The organism is Janthinobacterium sp. PSPC1-1 (assembly GCF_049897625.1).
GTDB classification, from domain to species: Bacteria; Pseudomonadota; Gammaproteobacteria; order Burkholderiales; family Burkholderiaceae_D; genus Janthinobacterium; species Janthinobacterium tructae.
The window spans coordinates 197,688-213,252 of record NZ_JAFCWP010000006.1; the positions used below are offsets into that span (position 1 = coordinate 197,688).

Below are 15,565 nucleotides of genomic sequence, written 5' to 3' on the forward strand. Positions count from 1 at the left end.
AAACGTCAGTTTCCGGAACATCCGGTTTCGATTTTCATGGAAAATCATGGACTTCGCTAGCTCATCGTGTATTATTAAAAAACGAGATGAAATGTCCCAATTTTTAAAACATTATGAGCGGACCCGCATGAAAACCAACTCCTCAGCGATAACACGCGTTGTCGACAAGAACATTCCCTACCTGTCTTCCGCCGTCGCCATCTGGCGTCCCCGCGCCGTGCTGCGCAGCTGGCCCGGCGTGGCCATCGCGCTGGTGATCGCCCTGTCGGCCACCTTTATTTCCAGCAATTACGGCGGCCCGCAATTGCTGTATGCCTTGTTTTTCGGCCTGGCCTTCCACTTCCTCGCATCCGATCCCACCTGCAAGCCCGGCATCGAATTTTGCAGCAAGGTGCTGCTGCGTACGGGCGTGGCCCTGCTGGGTGCGCGCATCACCTTCAATCAGATCGCATCCGTAGGCGTAACGCCACTCTTGATCGTCGTCGGCGGCCTGGTGGCGACTTTAGGCTTCGGCTACCTGCTGGCCAAGTGGCTGAAACGCCCCATCACGGAAGGCATTCTGTCGGGCGGCTCGGTCGCCATCTGCGGCGCCTCGGCCGCGCTGGCCATCTCGGCCGTGCTGCCGCAAACCAAGGAAAACGAAAAGTTCACGCTGCTGACGGTGGTGGGCGTGACGTCGCTGTCGACCCTGGCCATGATCGTCTACCCGCTGCTGGTCAAGCTGCTGGGCTTTGACCCCACGGAAGCGGGCGTGTTCATCGGTGGCACCATCCACGACGTGGCGCAAGTGGTGGGCGCCGGCTATCTGGTGAGCAACCATACGGGCGACGTGGCCACCTTCGTGAAACTGACGCGCGTGGCTTGCCTCGTGCCCGTCGTGCTGGGCCTGTCGATCATGTTCAAGCGCAAGGATGGCAAGAGCGAAGTGGATGCGCCGCCACTGGTGCCGTTTTTCCTGATCGGCTTTGTCTGGCTGGTGATTACCAACAGCCTGGGCCTGATTCCGCAGGAAGTGAATGGCTGGATCAACAATGCCTCGCGCGCCTGTCTGGTCATTGCGATTGCCGCGCTGGGCGTGAAAACCTCGTTCCAGTCGCTGGCCTCGCTGGGCTGGCGTCCCGTCATCATGTTGGTGATGGAAACGGTGTGGATCGCCGCCTTCGTCGCCATCGCCGTCCTGCTGACGCGCTAAGCGAGCCGGGCCCGCCATGAAGATCCTTGTCCTCGGCGCCGGCGTGGTCGGCACGGCATCGGCCTGGTACTTGCGCCAGGCGGGCCACGATGTGCGCGTGCTGGAACGCCAGGCGGGCGCCGCGCAGGAAACTAGTTTTGCCAACGGCGGGCAGATTTCCGTCTCGCATGCGGAACCGTGGGCCAATCCCGCGACCCTGCGCAAGGTGCTCACGTGGCTGGGCAAGGACGATGCGCCGCTGCTGTTCCGTCCCCGCCTGGACCCGCTGCAATGGCAGTGGGCCTTGCACTACCTGCGCGAATGTCTGCCGGCCAGGGTGTCGCGCAATATGCGCCAGATCGTCGCCCTGGCCGAGTACAGCCGGCAGAGTTTGCAGGCGCTGCGGCGCGAGACGGGCATAGCCTACGACCACCTGGAGCGGGGCATCTTGCATTTCTATACGGACGAGCAGGAGTTTGACAAATCGCAAGCGGGTGCCGCGCTCTTGCGTGAGCTGGGTTGCCCGCGTAACACCGTCAGCGCCGATGAAGTGATACGGCTGGAACCGGCTCTGCGCAACGCGCGCAGCCGCATCGTCGGTGGCGATTTTACGGCCAGCGACGAGTCGGGCGACGTGCATCTGTTTACCACGGCCTTGGCCGCGCGCGCCGCCAAGGCCGGCGTGGATTTTCAGTTCAGCACGACGGTGACGCGCTTGCTGTCCGATGGCGAGCGCATCACGGGCGTGGAATGCATCGATGCGCAAGGGCGCCACCGCCTGGAGCACGCGGATGCCGTGGTGGTGGCCATGGGCAGCTTTTCCGCACCGCTGCTGCAGCCGCTGGGCATCCGCTTGATGCTGTATCCGGGCAAAGGTTATTCCGCTACCTATCCGATCATCGACCCCGTCAGCGCGCCGTCCGTATCGCTGACGGACGATGGCCATAAATTGGTCTTTTCGCGCCTGGGCGAGCGCCTGCGCGTGGCGGGTACGTGCGAGCTGAACGGCTACACGCGCGAACTCAATCCCGTGCGCTGCGCCGCCATCACGCGCCGCGTGCAGGCGCTGTTTCCCCACGCCTGCGATTACAGCGCCCCCGTCTACTGGGCCGGCCTGCGCCCGCTCACGCCGTCGAACGTGCCGTATATCGGTGCCACGCGCTACCGCCAGCTGTTCCTCAACACGGGCCACGGCACCCTGGGCTGGACCATGGGCTGCGGCGCGGGCAGGGCGATCGCCGACCTGGTGTCGGGACGGCGGCCCGACGTCGATTTTGCGTTTTGCGGGGATCGCCTGGCGCCGCAGTCTGCGGCAGAGGAGTTCCGGGGTCAGACCCGCCGGGGAAATGTCCCCCAATGGGGCACATTTCGATCCCGACGGGACTGACCCCAGCTTTATAAATGAATTGCACAGGAGATCAAGATGAGAGACGACGCCCCACCCAGCCAACCACCGGCCGGCCTGACCCTGGCCGGCACCACCTACCAGTCGCGCCTGCTGGTAGGCACGGGCAAATACAAGGATTTCGAAGAAACCCGCCTCGCCATTGAAGAGAGCGGCGCCGAGATCGTCACCGTCACGATCCGCAGGGTCAACATTGGCCAGGAGAAGGGCGAGCCGAATCTGCTCGACTTCATTCCACCGTCGAAATACACGATTCTGCCCAACACGGGCGGCTGCTACAACGCGCGCGACGCCGTCTACACCCTGCAACTGGCGCGCGAACTGCTGGGCGGGCACCCGCTGTGCAAGCTGGAAGTGCTCGGTGACGAAAAGACGCTGTTTCCGAACATGCCGGAAACGTTAAAAGCGGCCGGGGAGCTGGTGCGCGACGGCTTCCAGGTGATGGTGTATTGCAGTGACGACCCCATCCAGGCGCGCATGCTGGAAGATCTCGGCTGCATCGCCGTCATGCCGCTGGCGTCCCTGATCGGCTCGGGCATGGGCATTCTGAATCCGTGGAATCTATCCTTGATCATCGAGCAAGCCCGCGTGCCGGTGCTGGTCGATGCGGGTGTCGGCACGGCGTCGGACGCGGCCATCGCCATGGAACTCGGCTGTGACGGCATCCTGATGAATACCGCCATCGCGGCGGCGCGCGAACCGATCCGCATGGCGCGCGCCATGAAACTGGCAGTGCAGGGCGGACGCGAGGCTTACCTGGCCGGACGCATGCCCCGGAGAGCGAACGCCATGAGCGCCTCGCCCTCGTCGCCGATGGTCGGGCTGATCGCCTGAGCCAGATTTGTAGCAAGGTAGTTGATTATCGTTTCAATCGTTTATAAAAACCACAATACCTGGAGATGACATGAAACACACACTCGTAGCGGCAGCCATCCTGGCTTCCTTCTTCGCCGGCAGCGCCAGCGCCCAATCGTCCGTCACCGTGTACGGCTTGCTGGACGCGGGCCTGACGTCCGAACACGGCGGCACGGAAGGTTCCGTCACCAAGCTGGCCACCGGCGTGCAGTCGGGTAGCCGCATCGGCTTCAAGGGCACGGAAGACCTGGGCAACAATCTGAAGGTCAACTTCTTGCTGGAAAATGGCCTGGACCTCGATACGGGCGCCAACCGCCAGGGAGCGCTGTTTGGCCGCAAGGCCTATGTGGGCCTGTCCGGCGACTTCGGCACCGTCAACCTGGGCTTGCAACACAACCCGCTGTTCACTGCGCTGGACAATATTGACCCCTTCGAGACGGGCCTGACGGGCGCCTCGCTCAACCTGATGAGCGTGGCCAGCCTGCGCACGAAAAACTCCATCATGTACGAAACGCCCAAGGTGAAGGGCTTGTCGGCTGCCATCATGGTTGGCCTTGGTGAAAAGCCGGACAGTGCCAGCCTGGGCCGCACCATCGACTTTTCCATCGACTACGCCAACGGCCCGCTGGTGCTGACCCTGGCGCACGACAACCGCAAGGATAGCGAGCTGAACACAGCCAAGGTGACTTTGCTGGGCGGCACCTACGACTTCGGCCCCGCCAAGCTGCACGCCGCATATGAGACGGACAAGGATGATGCGGGCACGGATTTCCGCAACTACATGCTGGGCGTGTCCGCGCCGGTCAGCGCGGCGGGCAGCGTGATGGCGTCGTACATCAAGAAGGATGACCGCACGAATGCGCGCCGCGGCGGGCGCCAGCTGGCCATCGGCTACACGTATGCCTTGTCCAAGCGCACCAATCTGTACACCTCGTACGGGCGCATCAGCAACGATGGCGCGGGCACCAACTTCGTTGGTGACGCTTCCAGCGGCGGCAGCGTGCCCTTGCCTGGGCATGACTCCAGCGCCTTCACGGCGGGCATGCGCCTGAAGTTCTAAGCCGCAGCGCAGCAGGTATCGATGGCGGGCTGTCTGTTGCGGATAGTCCGCCATTGTTGTTTCAGAAATGGGGCAAAGTCACGAATTCCGGATTCAGGAATGAAACAGTCCGATTTTTCATGAATTTTCATTGACAGCGCATTTCGCAACCGTTAAATTGAACACGTATTTCAAATATCGGAACAAAATATACCGATTTTTTATAAAACCGTGAGGAGACTGAGCCATGACTGATTTGTCCGACCAAAAAGCCGCCGCAGCCGCGACCACCGCAGCAACCCCGGTAGGCCCGCAAAAGATGACGCCTTCCGAAGCGTTCGTGGAAACCCTGGCCGCCAATGGCGTGACCGACATGTTCGGCATCATGGGCTCGGCCTTTATGGACCCGATGGATATCTTTGCCCCGGCCGGCATCCGCCTGATCCCTGTCGTGCACGAACAGGGCGCCGGCCACATGGCCGACGGCTATGCCCGCGTCTCGGGCCGCCACGGCGTGGTCATCGGCCAGAATGGCCCCGGCATCAGCAATTGCGTCACGGCGATTGCCGCCGCCTACTGGGCGCACACCCCCGTCGTCATCATCACGCCGGAAACGGGCACGATGAGCATGGGCCTGGGCGGCTTCCAGGAAGCGAACCAGTTGCCCATGTTCGAGGAATTTACGAAGTATCAAGGCCACGTGACCAATCCGGCCCGCATGGCGGAATTTACGGGCCGCTGCTTCGACCGCGCCATGTCGGAAATGGGTCCGACGCAACTGAACATCCCGCGCGACTATTTCTATGGCGAAATCAAGGCCGAAATCCCCAAACCGAACCGCCTGGACCGTGGCGCCGGCGGAGAACACAGCCTCAATGAGGCGGCGGAACTGCTGGCCAAAGCCAAGTTCCCCGTCATCATCTCGGGCGGCGGCGTGGTCATGGGCGAAGCGATCGAGGAATGCAAGGCGCTGGCCGAACGCCTCGGCGCGCCAGTCGTCAACAGCTACCTGCACAACGATTCCTTCCCCGCCAGCCACCCGCTGTGGTGCGGCCCATTGGGTTATCAAGGCTCGAAAGCGGCCATGAAACTGATCGCCCAGGCCGACGTCGTCGTCGCCCTCGGTTCGCGGTTGGGACCGTTCGGCACCTTGCCGCAGCACGGCATGGATTACTGGCCGAAAAACGCCAAGATCATCCAGATCGATGCGGACAACAAGATGCTGGGCCTGGTGAAAAAGATTTCGGTGGGCATCTGCGGCGATGCCAAGGCGGCCGCCAAAGCGATTCTTTCGCGCCTGGATGGCAAGACGCTCGATTGCGACGCGACGCGCGAGGAGCGCTTTGCCACCGTGCAAGCAGAAAAAGCCGCGTGGGAAAACGAACTGGACAACTGGACGCACGAAAAAGATGCGTACAGCCTGGACATGATCGAAGAGCAAAAGAAAGAGCCGGGCAATTACTTGCACCCGCGCCAGGTCTTGCGCGAGCTGGAAAAAGCCATGCCGGAAGACGTGATGGTGTCGACCGACATCGGCAACATCAACTCGGTGGCCAACAGCTATCTGCGCTTTGAAAAACCGCGCAGCTTCTTTGCGGCGATGAGCTTTGGCAACTGCGGCTACGCGTTTCCGACCATCATCGGCGCGAAAGTGGCCGCACCGCACCGTCCGGCCGTGTCGTATGCGGGTGACGGCGCCTGGGGCATGAGCTTGATGGAAACCATGACCTGCGTGCGCCACAATATTCCCGTCACGGCCGTGGTGTTCCACAACCGCCAGTGGGGCGCGGAAAAGAAAAACCAGGTGGATTTCTACAACCGCCGCTTCGTCGCCGGTGAACTCGACAACCAGAGCTTCGCGGAAATTGCACGCGCCATGGGCGCCGAAGGCATCACGGTCGACAAGCTGGAAGACGTGGGGCCGGCCTTGAAGAAGGCCATCGACATGCAGATGAATGAAGGCAAGACGACCATCATCGAAATCATGTGCACGCGCGAGCTGGGCGACCCGTTCCGCCGCGATGCGCTGAGCAAACCTGTGCGGCATCTGGATAAATATAAAGACTACGTTTGATTTGCTGCTGGAGTGTTGGATTACGCCTTTCAGGCTAATCCAACCTACCCAACCTACCCAACCTACGCGTGGTGCTGGCGTAATCCGACACCACCCTGACCGATCCTTGTATGACCCCGGCAATCGCGCCGGGTTTTATGTGCCGGAACCATTGCTTTATATTTCCTACCTGATGCTGCCATGGTTCCGGCACTTTTTTTACCGAATTGGAGTACCCATGAAAGCCCTGCACCGCATCATCGAGCAAGCCCGCGCCGTGCCGAAAAACATCGTCTTGTGCGAGGGCGACGATGCGCGCGTATTGCAGGCGGCCGCGCGGGCGGCAAACGAAGGCCTGGCGCATATCACCCTCGTCGGCAAGCCGGCCGCCATCCTGGCCCTGGCGCGCGAACACGCGCTGGACCTCGATGCCGTGCGCCTGGTCGATCCGGCCACTTCCGAAGAGTCGGAGCACTATGCCCAGCAATTGTTCGTGCTGCGTCAAGCCAAGGGCATGACGGTGGAGCAGGCGCGTATCGCCGTGCAAGACCCGCTGTGCTACGCCAACCTGATGGTGCGCCTGGGCGACGCGGACGGCTGCGTGGCGGGGGCCGTGCACACGACGGCCGACGTGGTGCGCAGCGCCATCCAGATCATCGGCGTCGATCCCGCCTTCAAGCTCGTGTCCAGCTTTTTCCTGATGATGCTGTGCGAGCCGTTTCACAGCCTGAAGGGCGGCTTCATCTTTTCCGATTGCGCCCTGGTGGTCGACCCGAAGGCGGAAGAGCTGGCCGACATCGCCATGGCCGCCGCCGACAGCGCGCAAGCGTTGTTGATGGAAGAGCCGCGCGTGGCCATGCTGTCGTTTTCTACCAGTGGCAGCGCCCATCACGCGGCCGTCGACAAGGTGCATGCGGCCACGGACCGGGTCAAGGCCCAGCGTCCGCTGCTGGCCATCGATGGCGACGTGCAGCTCGACGCGGCCATCGTGGCCGAAATTTCGCAGAGAAAAGTCAAGGATTCCGTCGTCAACGGCCGCGCGAACGTGCTGGTGTTCCCGAACCTGGATGCGGGCAATATCGGCTACAAGCTGGCCGAGCGCATGGGCGGCGCCGTCGCCATCGGCCCGCTGCTGCAAGGCTTGAACAAGCCAGCCAACGATTTGTCGCGCGGTTGCTGCGCCGACGATGTGTATAACGTCATTGCGGTCACGGCCGTGCAGGCCCAGGGTGGACGCTGACTTCCTGTTCAGCTTGCCCGTGCTGGCGCTGCTGGGCGTGGTGGCGGCGGGCACGTATTTCCAGACCGTCACGGGTTTTGGCCTGGGCATGATCGTCATGGGCGTGGCCAGCGGACTGGGCCTGGCGCCCGTGCCCGCGCTGGCGGCCCTCGTCAGTTTGTTGTCGCTGGCCAATTGCCTGGTGGCCTTGCCGGGCGCCTTGCATCACCTGGACTGGCGCGCCATCCGCGCGGCCAGCATCGGCTTGCTGCCGGCCATGGCGGCCGGCGTATTGCTATTGGGATACCTGGACCAGGCGTATGCACCCGTCTTGAAACTCTTGCTGGGCGCGGCCATCGTGTACGGCGGCGTCAGTATTTTGCTGCAGGCGCCGCCGGGACCGGGCGCGGCGGACAAGCGCAGCTTTTTCATCAGCGGCGTGTGCGGCGGCCTGTTCTCGGGCCTGTTTTCGCTGGCGGGCCCGCCGCTCGTATACCAGTTCTACCGCCAGGAAATGAGTTTAAAGACCATCCGCTACAGCTTGATCTTTTTGTTTGCCATCAGCGCGGGCGGGCGCTCCCTGATGGCGGGCAGCCAGGGCCAGCTCGATGCGAAAGTGTTACTTTTGTGCATGCTGGCCCTGCCCGTCGGCGTGCTGGCCACCATGGCCGGCAAGCGCTATCCGCCACCGATCGCCCAGCGCGGCATGCGCCGCATCGCGTTTGCCGTGCTGAGCGCCATTGGCCTTTCCTTGATGGCGGCGGCTGTGCCGCAATTGCTGGGTTAATCGTGCGGCGCTTGCAAAATATGCAAACAGCCTTTATATTCCCCGTTCTTTCTCGAACCTCTTCCTTATTGGAGCCAAAAGTGCCTCGCTTCTTCGCCATCACCTGCTAACGCTGACGAAATGCTCTTGCAGCATCGTTCGGCGCGTTGACGCCCCCGATTGCTGCGGCACTGCTCTTTCTGCACACGTATCCAGGACCACTGTCCTGATCGTCCACGCCCGAACACGTCGTCAGCACCCCTGACCCTGTATGGACACGCCCCGGTGAACGCGGCGTGGGACGCTATGTTTTTACAATCTTTGCCTTTATTTAAATACCCGCGCACGCCGCACCTGGAAGGCTCGCGCCTGCAGGACGGCGACGACGGCTCCGACCAGATGCCCCTGAAAAAGCTGGCCGGCCAGTACGTCGTCATCGAGGAAAAAATCGATGGCGCCAACTCCGCCGTGTCGTTCAGCGATGCGGGCGAGGTGCTGCTGCAGTCGCGCGGCCACTACCTGGCGGGCGGCGGCAGCGAACGCCAGTTCAACCTCTTGAAACCGTGGGCGCAGGCGCATGAATACGCCTTGCTGCATCTGCTGGAAGACCAGTATGTGCTGTTTGGCGAATGGTCGTACAGCAAGCATTCCGTGTTTTACGACCGCCTGCCCCATTACTTCAACGAGTTCGACGTGTACTGCCGCCGTACGCAAATGTTCCTGTCCACGGCGCGCCGCCACGCCATGCTGGCCGGCTCGCCCGTGTTATCGGTCCCCGTGCTGTATGCGGGCGCCATGCCCGCGTCGCCGAAGCAGCTGTGGCAGCTGCTGCGCCATTCGCTGGCCAAGTCCCGCCTGTGGCGCGACGCTTTCGAGGGTGTGGTGGCGCGCGAACGCTTGCCGCTGGACCTGTGCTGGAAGCAGACGGACAAGTCCGACCACGCCGAAGGCCTGTACCTGAAAGTGGAAGACGACGCGCAAGTGCTGGCCCGCTACAAGCTGGTGCGGCATGACTTTACGCAAACCATCCTCGACAGCGGCTCGCACCACAGCACGCGTCCTCTGATCCCGAATCTGCTGGCCGAGGGCGTGGACTTGTACGCGCCGCAGCCGCTGGTCACGTGGGAAAGCCTGGGCTTGCACACTTGCCGATCGCTCGACGAACTGGCAGCTTACTCAAGGAGTATGAAATGATGAATTGGAAAACCCTGCAACAACTGGTGCCGGCAGCGGGCCAGTCGCCCGATTTCAATGCCTGCCTGGCCGCCTTCCCGCAGCTGGAACTGGCCAAGACGACGCCGCAAAACCCCGTGTATCACGCGGAAGGCGACGTGTGGACGCATACGATGATGGTGGTGGAATCCTTGCTGGGCATGCCCGACTACCAGCAAGCCACGCGCGCGGAACAGGAAATCGTCTTTCTGGCCGCCTTGCTGCACGATGTGGCCAAGTGCAGCACCACGGTGATCGACCCGGTCACGGGCGCCATCGGCCAGCCTGGCCATTCGCGCAAGGGCGCGCTCGATGCGCGCATTGCCTTGTGGGATTGCGACGTGCCGTTTGCCGTGCGCGAGGAAATCTGCCGCCTGATTAACGTGCACCAAGTGCCGTTCTTTGCGCTGGAACAATCGCGGCGCGGCGTCACGCCGGAATTCACCGTGCGCGAACTGTCGTGGCAGGTCGATATCCGCCTGCTGGCCATGCTGGCCGAGGCCGACATCCGAGGCAGGATTTGCCCCGATCCGCAGCGCATCCTTGACGCCATCGAGCTGTTCCGCGAATTGGCGCGCGAGGAGGGCTGCTATGGCCAGCGGCGCGCCTTTGTCGACGACCACACGCGCGTGAAATACTTTCGCGGCGCCGAGGCGCATCCCGATTATTCCCTGTTCCAGGAGCCGGGTTCGCACGTGATCGTCATGTCGGGTTTGCCCGCCTCCGGTAAAAACACGTGGGTGGACAAGCACCATCCGCGCCTGCCCGTCGTGTCCTTCGACGACGCGCGCACGGCCCTGGGCTTGAAGCATGGCAAGAACGAGGGGCAGGTGGGCGATTATGCGGAAGAGCGGGCACGCGAACTGTTGCGCAAGAGCGAGCCGTTCGTATGGAACGCCACGCATCTGTCCAAGCTGATGCGCGAAAAGACGCTCAACCTGCTGTATAAATACCATGCGCAGGTGGAGTTGGTGTACCTGGAGCAGCCGCGCAAGGAATTACTGCGGCGCAATGGCCAGCGCGACACCTCGCTCAGTAACAAGAAGCTGCAGGGAATGCTGTGGAACTGGGAAATCCCGCTGCCGATGGAAGCGCACACCGTGCGTTACTGTGTGGATTAGCCCCGCAGCGCTCAAGCGCCGTTGAAAGCGCTTGACCGGGTGAGCGCCACGGGCCATGCTGGGCGCATGACACTTGTTTTCCCTTCTTTCCTGTAAGCCAGCCGCAGCGCCGCCCCGCAGGGGGCGGGCCGCCGCATGGCCATCTTTGATCTCATCACATCATCTGCGAGCGATGCCGCCCCGGCATGGGGCTTGCCTGCGCTCGCCACAAGGAAAAGAACATGAAAACAATGCATCTCGCCGTCGCCGGCGCCTCCGGCCAACTGGGCTCCCTCGTCGTCAATGAACTCATCGAGCTGCGCGCCAGCCGACCCGGCATGACGCTCACCGCCATCACCCGCACACCCGACCGCCACCAGGCTTGGCTGGAGCAGGGCATCTGCGTGCGCTTCGGCGATTACGACCAGCCGCAGGATCTGGCTGCAGCCTTTCACGGCGTCGAGCGTCTGTTGCTGATCAGCACGAATACCATCGACGGCACGGGTCGGCGGCTGGAACAGCACCGCCATGCCATCGAAGCGGCGCGCCAGGCCGGTGTCGGGCATATCGTCTACACCTCGTTCCTGCAGCCGGAAGAGGGCAAGAGCTCGCTGCTGAACGACGACCACCGGGCCACGGAAGCGTTGCTGAAAGAGGGCGGCATCGGCCACACGATCTTGCGCAATGCGTTTTACCAGGACTTGCTGCTGGTAGTGCTCGGCACCGCGGCCGCGGATGGCCAGTTGTGCACGGCCATGGGACAAGGCCATGTGTCGTACGTGGCGCGCGAGGATTGCGCCCATGCGGCTGCCGCGGCGCTATCGGATGGCTACCTTGGCAGCCGCATCCTGGACATTACCGGTCCCGCCGCCCTCGATGTGCAGGCGCTGGCCGCCATCGCCGCCCAGGTATTCGGCAGGTCCGTCCAGGTCGTGGCTCTCGATGCGGAAGAGCGCGTGCGCCATTTCATTGCCGGCGGCATGCCGGCGCCGATGGCGCAGATGCTGGCGGGCATCGAGCGCTGGCTGGCCACCGATGCGATGCACATCGTCAGTGACGACTATGGCGCGTTGACGCGCAGGCAGGCATCATCCGTGCAAGCCTTCCTGCAGGCACTTCCGCCGGCATAACGATTACTTTTTCCGCCCACCGAGCAACTGCGCGATCTCGCTGAACAACTCATTGTTCAGCGAGGCGGGCAGGGTGGTGGCCAGGCTGCGGCTGTAGTAGGCGCCCAGGTCCAGGCCCAGGCCCAGCCCGCAGATTTCCACGGCGCCCTGCGCTTCGCGGCGCGCCACCACTTGTTTTAAATGCTGGGCCAGGTAAAAATCGTCGTTGGCCAGATTCGTGGCCGTATCCATCGGGCAACCGTCGGAGACGACGAGCAGGATGCGCCGCCGCTCCGGGCGCGCCAGCATGCGCGTGCAGGCCCAGTCCACGGCTTCGCCATCGATGCCTTCGCGGTACAAGTCCGCTTTCAGCAGGGCTGCGATATCGGGCCGCGCGCGGCGCCAGCGCGTGTCGCCATCCTTGAACACCATGTGCACGAGTTCATTTAAACGCCCCGGATTCGCCGGCGAGCGGGCGCGCATCCAGTCGCGTTTTACTCTTCCCCCGTTCCACGCGCCCGTCGTAAAGCCCAGCAACTCCGTGGTGATCCCCGCCTGGTCCAGCGCGCGCAGCAGAATATCGAGCAGTACGGCCACGGATTCCGCATGCGTCTTCATGGAGCCGGAGCAGTCGACGAGAAAGGTGACCAGGCAATCGGCCTGGGGCAGGAATTGTTCCTTGCGGAATAGCCTGCGCTCCGAAGGCGAGCTGATCAGCTGTGCCAGGCGCCGGCCATCGATGTATCCCTCTTCCTCGCCAAACGACCAGCCATCGCGCCGGGGCACGGCCAGCAATTGCGTGAAACGCCGCGCCAGGCGGGCCGTGTTGATGCCCAGGCTGGCGATGCGACCATCCATGCGCTCGCGGTATTCGAGCAGCAGGGCGCGGCGCACCAGTTCGTCCGCTTTTTCTTCGCGGTCGTAGGCCGTGGAGTAAGCGTGGTAGGCGCCATCGCCGTCGCTGAAGGCGCGGCTCTCGCCCAGCGGGGCGGCATCGGGAAGGTGGTCGTTGTCGCTGTCGAAATCGAGCAGCAGCTTGAACGCTGCCTGCGCTTTCGCGTCCCCGGCCTCGCCCTGGCTACCGTCGCGCGCCGCCTGCGCCTCTTTCAGCATGGCGTCGACGGCGTGGGCGATGGCCAGCGCGTGGCGCGCAAAGGCGGCTTGATCCAGGCGGTGGCGGCGCAATCCCGCCAGGTCGCCGCTCAATTGTGAAGAGACTGACCAGCGCGTGGCTTCGATAAAATCTTCCGTCTTTTCCAGCACGGGCCTGGCCGTCAGGCGTGACCAGCTCATCTGGAACACTGTATACAAGAGCAAGCCCGAAGCGCCTTCGGCCAGGCCGGAATCATAAAACGCGTGCGACCATGCCGTAAAACGGTGGCGCAGGTTGGCGATGACGCCAGCGTGCTGATCTGGCGCAAGCGTTTCCACCCTTAACTGTTCCAGCAGCTCGAAGACGAGGCGCGCCACGGCTTCGGGCGGACACAGCGACTTGTGCAGGGCCGCATCCGTATGCAGCAGGCGCAGGGCCACGCTGTCGGCCGCGCCGCGCAGCGAGGGCAAATCCTGCAGCGCCGCATCGGGCTGCAGATGGGCGGCGTGGATGGGCAGGGGGCGGTGGCCGTCGTGCAGGCGCCGGCCCCGGTAGCGTATCGAGGGAGAACCACTGAGCGCGCGGATGGCGCCCGCGCACAGTTCCTCCGTTTCCTGCTGCTCGCGCGTGTAGGCGGCAGGAACAGTTGCTTCGGCGCTCATGCCTGGCTCGCCAGCAATTCCTCGTTAAAACAGCGCTGGTAATACTCGGCCACCATGGGCCGCTCGGCCTCGTCGCATTTGTTGAGGAAGGACAGGCGGAAGGCCAGCGCCGGGTCGCGGAAGATCTGGCAATTTTCCGCCCAGGTGATCACCGTGCGCGGCGACATCAGACACGCCAGGTCGCCTGCCGCATAACCGTGGCGCGTGAGGCTGGCCACGGCCACCATGGCGGCCGCCAGCTGGCGGCCCGCTGCATCGTTCATGGCAGGGACTCTGGCCAGCACGATTTCCGTTTCTTCCGCCTGCGGCAAATAGTTCAAGGTGGCAACGATGTTCCAGCGGTCGATCTGCGCGTGATTCAGCACTTGCGTGCCGTGGTACATGCCGTTCAGGTTGCCCAGGCCCACCGTGTTCGAGGTGGCGAACAAACGGAAGTGCGGGTGCGGCGTGATGACCCGGTTCTGGTCGAGCAAAGTGAACTTGCCGTCGCGCTCGAGGATGCGCTGGATGACGAACATCACGTCGGGGCGGCCCGCGTCGTACTCGTCGAAGATCAGGGCCACAGGGCGCTGCAATGACCAGGGCACGATGCCTTCCTGGAATTCGGTGACTTGCTGCTGTTCGCGCAGCACGATGGTGTCCTTGCCGACCAGGTCCAGGCGGCTGATGTGTCCGTCCAGATTGACGCGCACGCAAGGCCAGTTCAGGCGCGCCGCCACTTGCTCGATATGCGTGGACTTGCCCGTGCCATGCAAGCCCTGCACCATCACGCGGCGGTTATGCGTGAAGCCGGCCAGGATCGCCAGGGTCACATCCTGGTTGAAGCGGTAGGCGGGATCGATGTCGGGCACGTGCGCGTCGCGCTCCGTGAAGACGGGCACGAGCAGGTCGCTGTCGATATGGAACAGGCTGCGCACGGACTGCATGGTTTGAGCCGCTGCGGCGGGGGGATGTTGGCGTGAATCTGGCACCTTGTTCTCCTGTGAAACCGCAGCGGGGACGCTACGGCGGTTATGAATGACCGGTTTGTAATGCGGCGTCGTCGTCCCCGCCCGTCGTCGGCATGGTTTCCGATTCGATGGCGGCCAGGGCTTGCGCGGCGCGTTGTAATGCTGGCAAGAAATGTAAAGCCTTGTCGTGCGTCAAACGGATGATGGGCGCCTGGATCGCCACGGCCAGGTTCGAGCGGCCGTTCGGGTTCGGCACCAGCACGGCCACGCACAGCAGGCCGGGCAGGAATTCCTCGTCGTCCAGCGCGTAGCCGTTGCGGCGCACCAGTTCCAGTTCGCGTTCCAGCTTGACGGGGTCCGTTTCCGTCTTGTCCGTAAAGCGCGTCAATTCCATGTGGCCCAGCAGGCGGCGCCGTTGCACGGGCGTCATTTGCGCCAGGAACAGCTTGCCGCTCGACGAGCAGTGGGCCGGCACCCTCGAACCTGGGTGCAGATAGAAGCGCAGCGGCGCCGCCGTTTCTACCCGGTCCAGGTACACCACTTCGCTGCCGCTGAAGGCCGTCAGGTTGCAGCTTTCGCCTACTTCCTCGACCAGCTGGCGCAAGACCATGCGGCGGGCGCCATGGAACGTGTTGTTAATCAAGAGGTTCGACGCCAGGCGGCGCAAGCGCACGCCCGTGCTGTAGTGGCGGCCATCGCTTTCGCGCTGCAGCACGCCCACGCTTTCCAGCTGTTGCAGCATGCGGTGCAGGGTGGGTTTTGGTAGCCCCGTTTCTTCCACCAGCGCTTGCAGCGACAGCAACTGGTCTTTCTCGGCAATCACTTCCAGCAAGGCAAACAAACGCATCGTGGGCGTGTCGCCTTCCAGTTTTTCCGGCTCAAGTTTTGGGGATGAAATCATGTCCATGGTGGCCTCGGTGTGGTGTCTGTC

13 protein-coding genes are annotated in these 15,565 nt (G+C 63.1%); 10 read left to right on the plus strand and 3 right to left on the minus strand.

The window, feature by feature from the left end; translation table 11 throughout:
- The first annotated feature begins 127 nt into the window (after positions 1 to 127).
- The 10 genes from ACP7EG_RS19775 (at position 128) to ACP7EG_RS19820 (ending at position 11,950) form a co-directional block, all read left to right on the plus strand.
- Positions 128 to 1,192, plus strand: a complete 1,065-nt coding sequence (locus ACP7EG_RS19775) for a YeiH family protein (protein ID WP_096234667.1) — start codon at positions 128 to 130, stop codon at positions 1,190 to 1,192.
- A 16-nt stretch (positions 1,193 to 1,208) separates the two neighbouring features.
- Positions 1,209 to 2,558 (plus strand): D-amino acid dehydrogenase, encoded by a 1,350-nt coding sequence (locus tag ACP7EG_RS19780; protein WP_426088979.1) that lies wholly within the window; start codon positions 1,209 to 1,211, stop codon positions 2,556 to 2,558.
- Positions 2,559 to 2,594: 36 nt separating this feature from the next.
- A complete protein-coding gene (locus ACP7EG_RS19785) occupies positions 2,595 to 3,410 on the plus strand; it encodes a thiazole synthase (protein WP_426088980.1) in 816 nt (271 codons plus the stop codon).
- Between the two features lie 70 nt (positions 3,411 to 3,480).
- Entirely contained in the window at positions 3,481 to 4,491 is a 1,011-nt protein-coding gene (locus ACP7EG_RS19790; RefSeq protein WP_426088981.1) for a porin, read from the plus strand.
- A gap of 226 nt (positions 4,492 to 4,717) precedes the next feature.
- Entirely contained in the window at positions 4,718 to 6,544 is a 1,827-nt protein-coding gene (xsc, locus tag ACP7EG_RS19795) for a sulfoacetaldehyde acetyltransferase (RefSeq protein WP_426088982.1), read from the plus strand.
- A gap of 217 nt (positions 6,545 to 6,761) precedes the next feature.
- A complete protein-coding gene (pta, locus tag ACP7EG_RS19800; RefSeq protein ID WP_426088983.1) occupies positions 6,762 to 7,763 on the plus strand; it encodes a phosphate acetyltransferase in 1,002 nt (333 codons plus the stop codon).
- The gene (locus tag ACP7EG_RS19805) at positions 7,753 to 8,529 is read left to right on the plus strand and encodes a TSUP family transporter (RefSeq protein WP_426088984.1); all 777 of its coding nucleotides are present in this window, start codon (positions 7,753 to 7,755) and stop codon (positions 8,527 to 8,529) included. Before pta ends, ACP7EG_RS19805 begins: the two co-directional genes overlap by 11 nt.
- A gap of 285 nt (positions 8,530 to 8,814) precedes the next feature.
- Entirely contained in the window at positions 8,815 to 9,702 is an 888-nt protein-coding gene (locus ACP7EG_RS19810; RefSeq protein ID WP_426088985.1) for an RNA ligase family protein, read from the plus strand.
- Positions 9,699 to 10,841 carry an AAA family ATPase gene (locus tag ACP7EG_RS19815; protein WP_426088986.1) on the plus strand — a complete coding sequence of 381 codons (1,143 nt, stop codon included), beginning with the start codon at positions 9,699 to 9,701 and terminating at the stop codon, positions 10,839 to 10,841. The genes ACP7EG_RS19810 and ACP7EG_RS19815 overlap by 4 nt, the downstream gene beginning before the upstream one ends.
- 221 nt (positions 10,842 to 11,062) lie before the next feature.
- Positions 11,063 to 11,950: an NAD(P)H-binding protein gene (locus tag ACP7EG_RS19820; RefSeq protein ID WP_426088987.1), complete on the plus strand. Its 888-nt coding sequence runs from the start codon at positions 11,063 to 11,065 to the stop codon at positions 11,948 to 11,950.
- Positions 11,951 to 11,953: 3 nt separating this feature from the next.
- On the opposite strand, the gene ACP7EG_RS19825 is transcribed toward ACP7EG_RS19820, so the two are convergent.
- The 3 genes from ACP7EG_RS19825 to ACP7EG_RS19835 all read right to left on the minus strand — a co-directional run bounded on the left by ACP7EG_RS19825 (position 11,954) and on the right by ACP7EG_RS19835 (position 15,535).
- Entirely contained in the window at positions 11,954 to 13,684 is a 1,731-nt protein-coding gene (locus tag ACP7EG_RS19825; RefSeq protein WP_426088988.1) for a cobaltochelatase CobT-related protein, read from the minus strand.
- On the minus strand, positions 13,681 to 14,610 hold the full coding sequence (locus ACP7EG_RS19830; RefSeq protein ID WP_426089121.1) for an AAA family ATPase: 930 nt from the start codon (positions 14,608 to 14,610) through the stop codon (positions 13,681 to 13,683). Before ACP7EG_RS19830 ends, ACP7EG_RS19825 begins: the two co-directional genes overlap by 4 nt.
- Positions 14,611 to 14,695: 85 nt before the next feature.
- On the minus strand, positions 14,696 to 15,535 hold the full coding sequence (locus tag ACP7EG_RS19835) for an IclR family transcriptional regulator (RefSeq protein ID WP_373629721.1): 840 nt from the start codon (positions 15,533 to 15,535) through the stop codon (positions 14,696 to 14,698).
- Between the last annotated feature and the right edge of the window lie 30 nt (positions 15,536 to 15,565).

Bases quoted from the DNA above. Each gene is read 5' to 3' on its own strand.
- ACP7EG_RS19820 (WP_426088987.1), top strand. From the start codon at position 11,063: ATGAAAACAATGCATCTCGCCGTCGCCGGCGCCTCCGGCCAACTGGGC.
- ACP7EG_RS19815 (WP_426088986.1), top strand. From the start codon at position 9,699: ATGATGAATTGGAAAACCCTGCAACAACTGGTGCCGGCAGCGGGCCAG.
- ACP7EG_RS19835 (WP_373629721.1), bottom strand. From the start codon at position 15,535: ATGATTTCATCCCCAAAACTTGAGCCGGAAAAACTGGAAGGCGACACG.
- pta (WP_426088983.1), top strand. From the start codon at position 6,762: ATGAAAGCCCTGCACCGCATCATCGAGCAAGCCCGCGCCGTGCCGAAA.
- ACP7EG_RS19790 (WP_426088981.1), top strand. From the start codon at position 3,481: ATGAAACACACACTCGTAGCGGCAGCCATCCTGGCTTCCTTCTTCGCC.
- ACP7EG_RS19785 (WP_426088980.1), top strand. From the start codon at position 2,595: ATGAGAGACGACGCCCCACCCAGCCAACCACCGGCCGGCCTGACCCTG.
- ACP7EG_RS19825 (WP_426088988.1), bottom strand. From the start codon at position 13,684: ATGAGCGCCGAAGCAACTGTTCCTGCCGCCTACACGCGCGAGCAGCAG.
- xsc (WP_426088982.1), top strand. From the start codon at position 4,718: ATGACTGATTTGTCCGACCAAAAAGCCGCCGCAGCCGCGACCACCGCA.
- ACP7EG_RS19775 (WP_096234667.1), top strand. From the start codon at position 128: ATGAAAACCAACTCCTCAGCGATAACACGCGTTGTCGACAAGAACATT.
- ACP7EG_RS19830 (WP_426089121.1), bottom strand. From the start codon at position 14,610: ATGCAGTCCGTGCGCAGCCTGTTCCATATCGACAGCGACCTGCTCGTG.
- ACP7EG_RS19810 (WP_426088985.1), top strand. From the start codon at position 8,815: ATGTTTTTACAATCTTTGCCTTTATTTAAATACCCGCGCACGCCGCAC.
- ACP7EG_RS19780 (WP_426088979.1), top strand. From the start codon at position 1,209: ATGAAGATCCTTGTCCTCGGCGCCGGCGTGGTCGGCACGGCATCGGCC.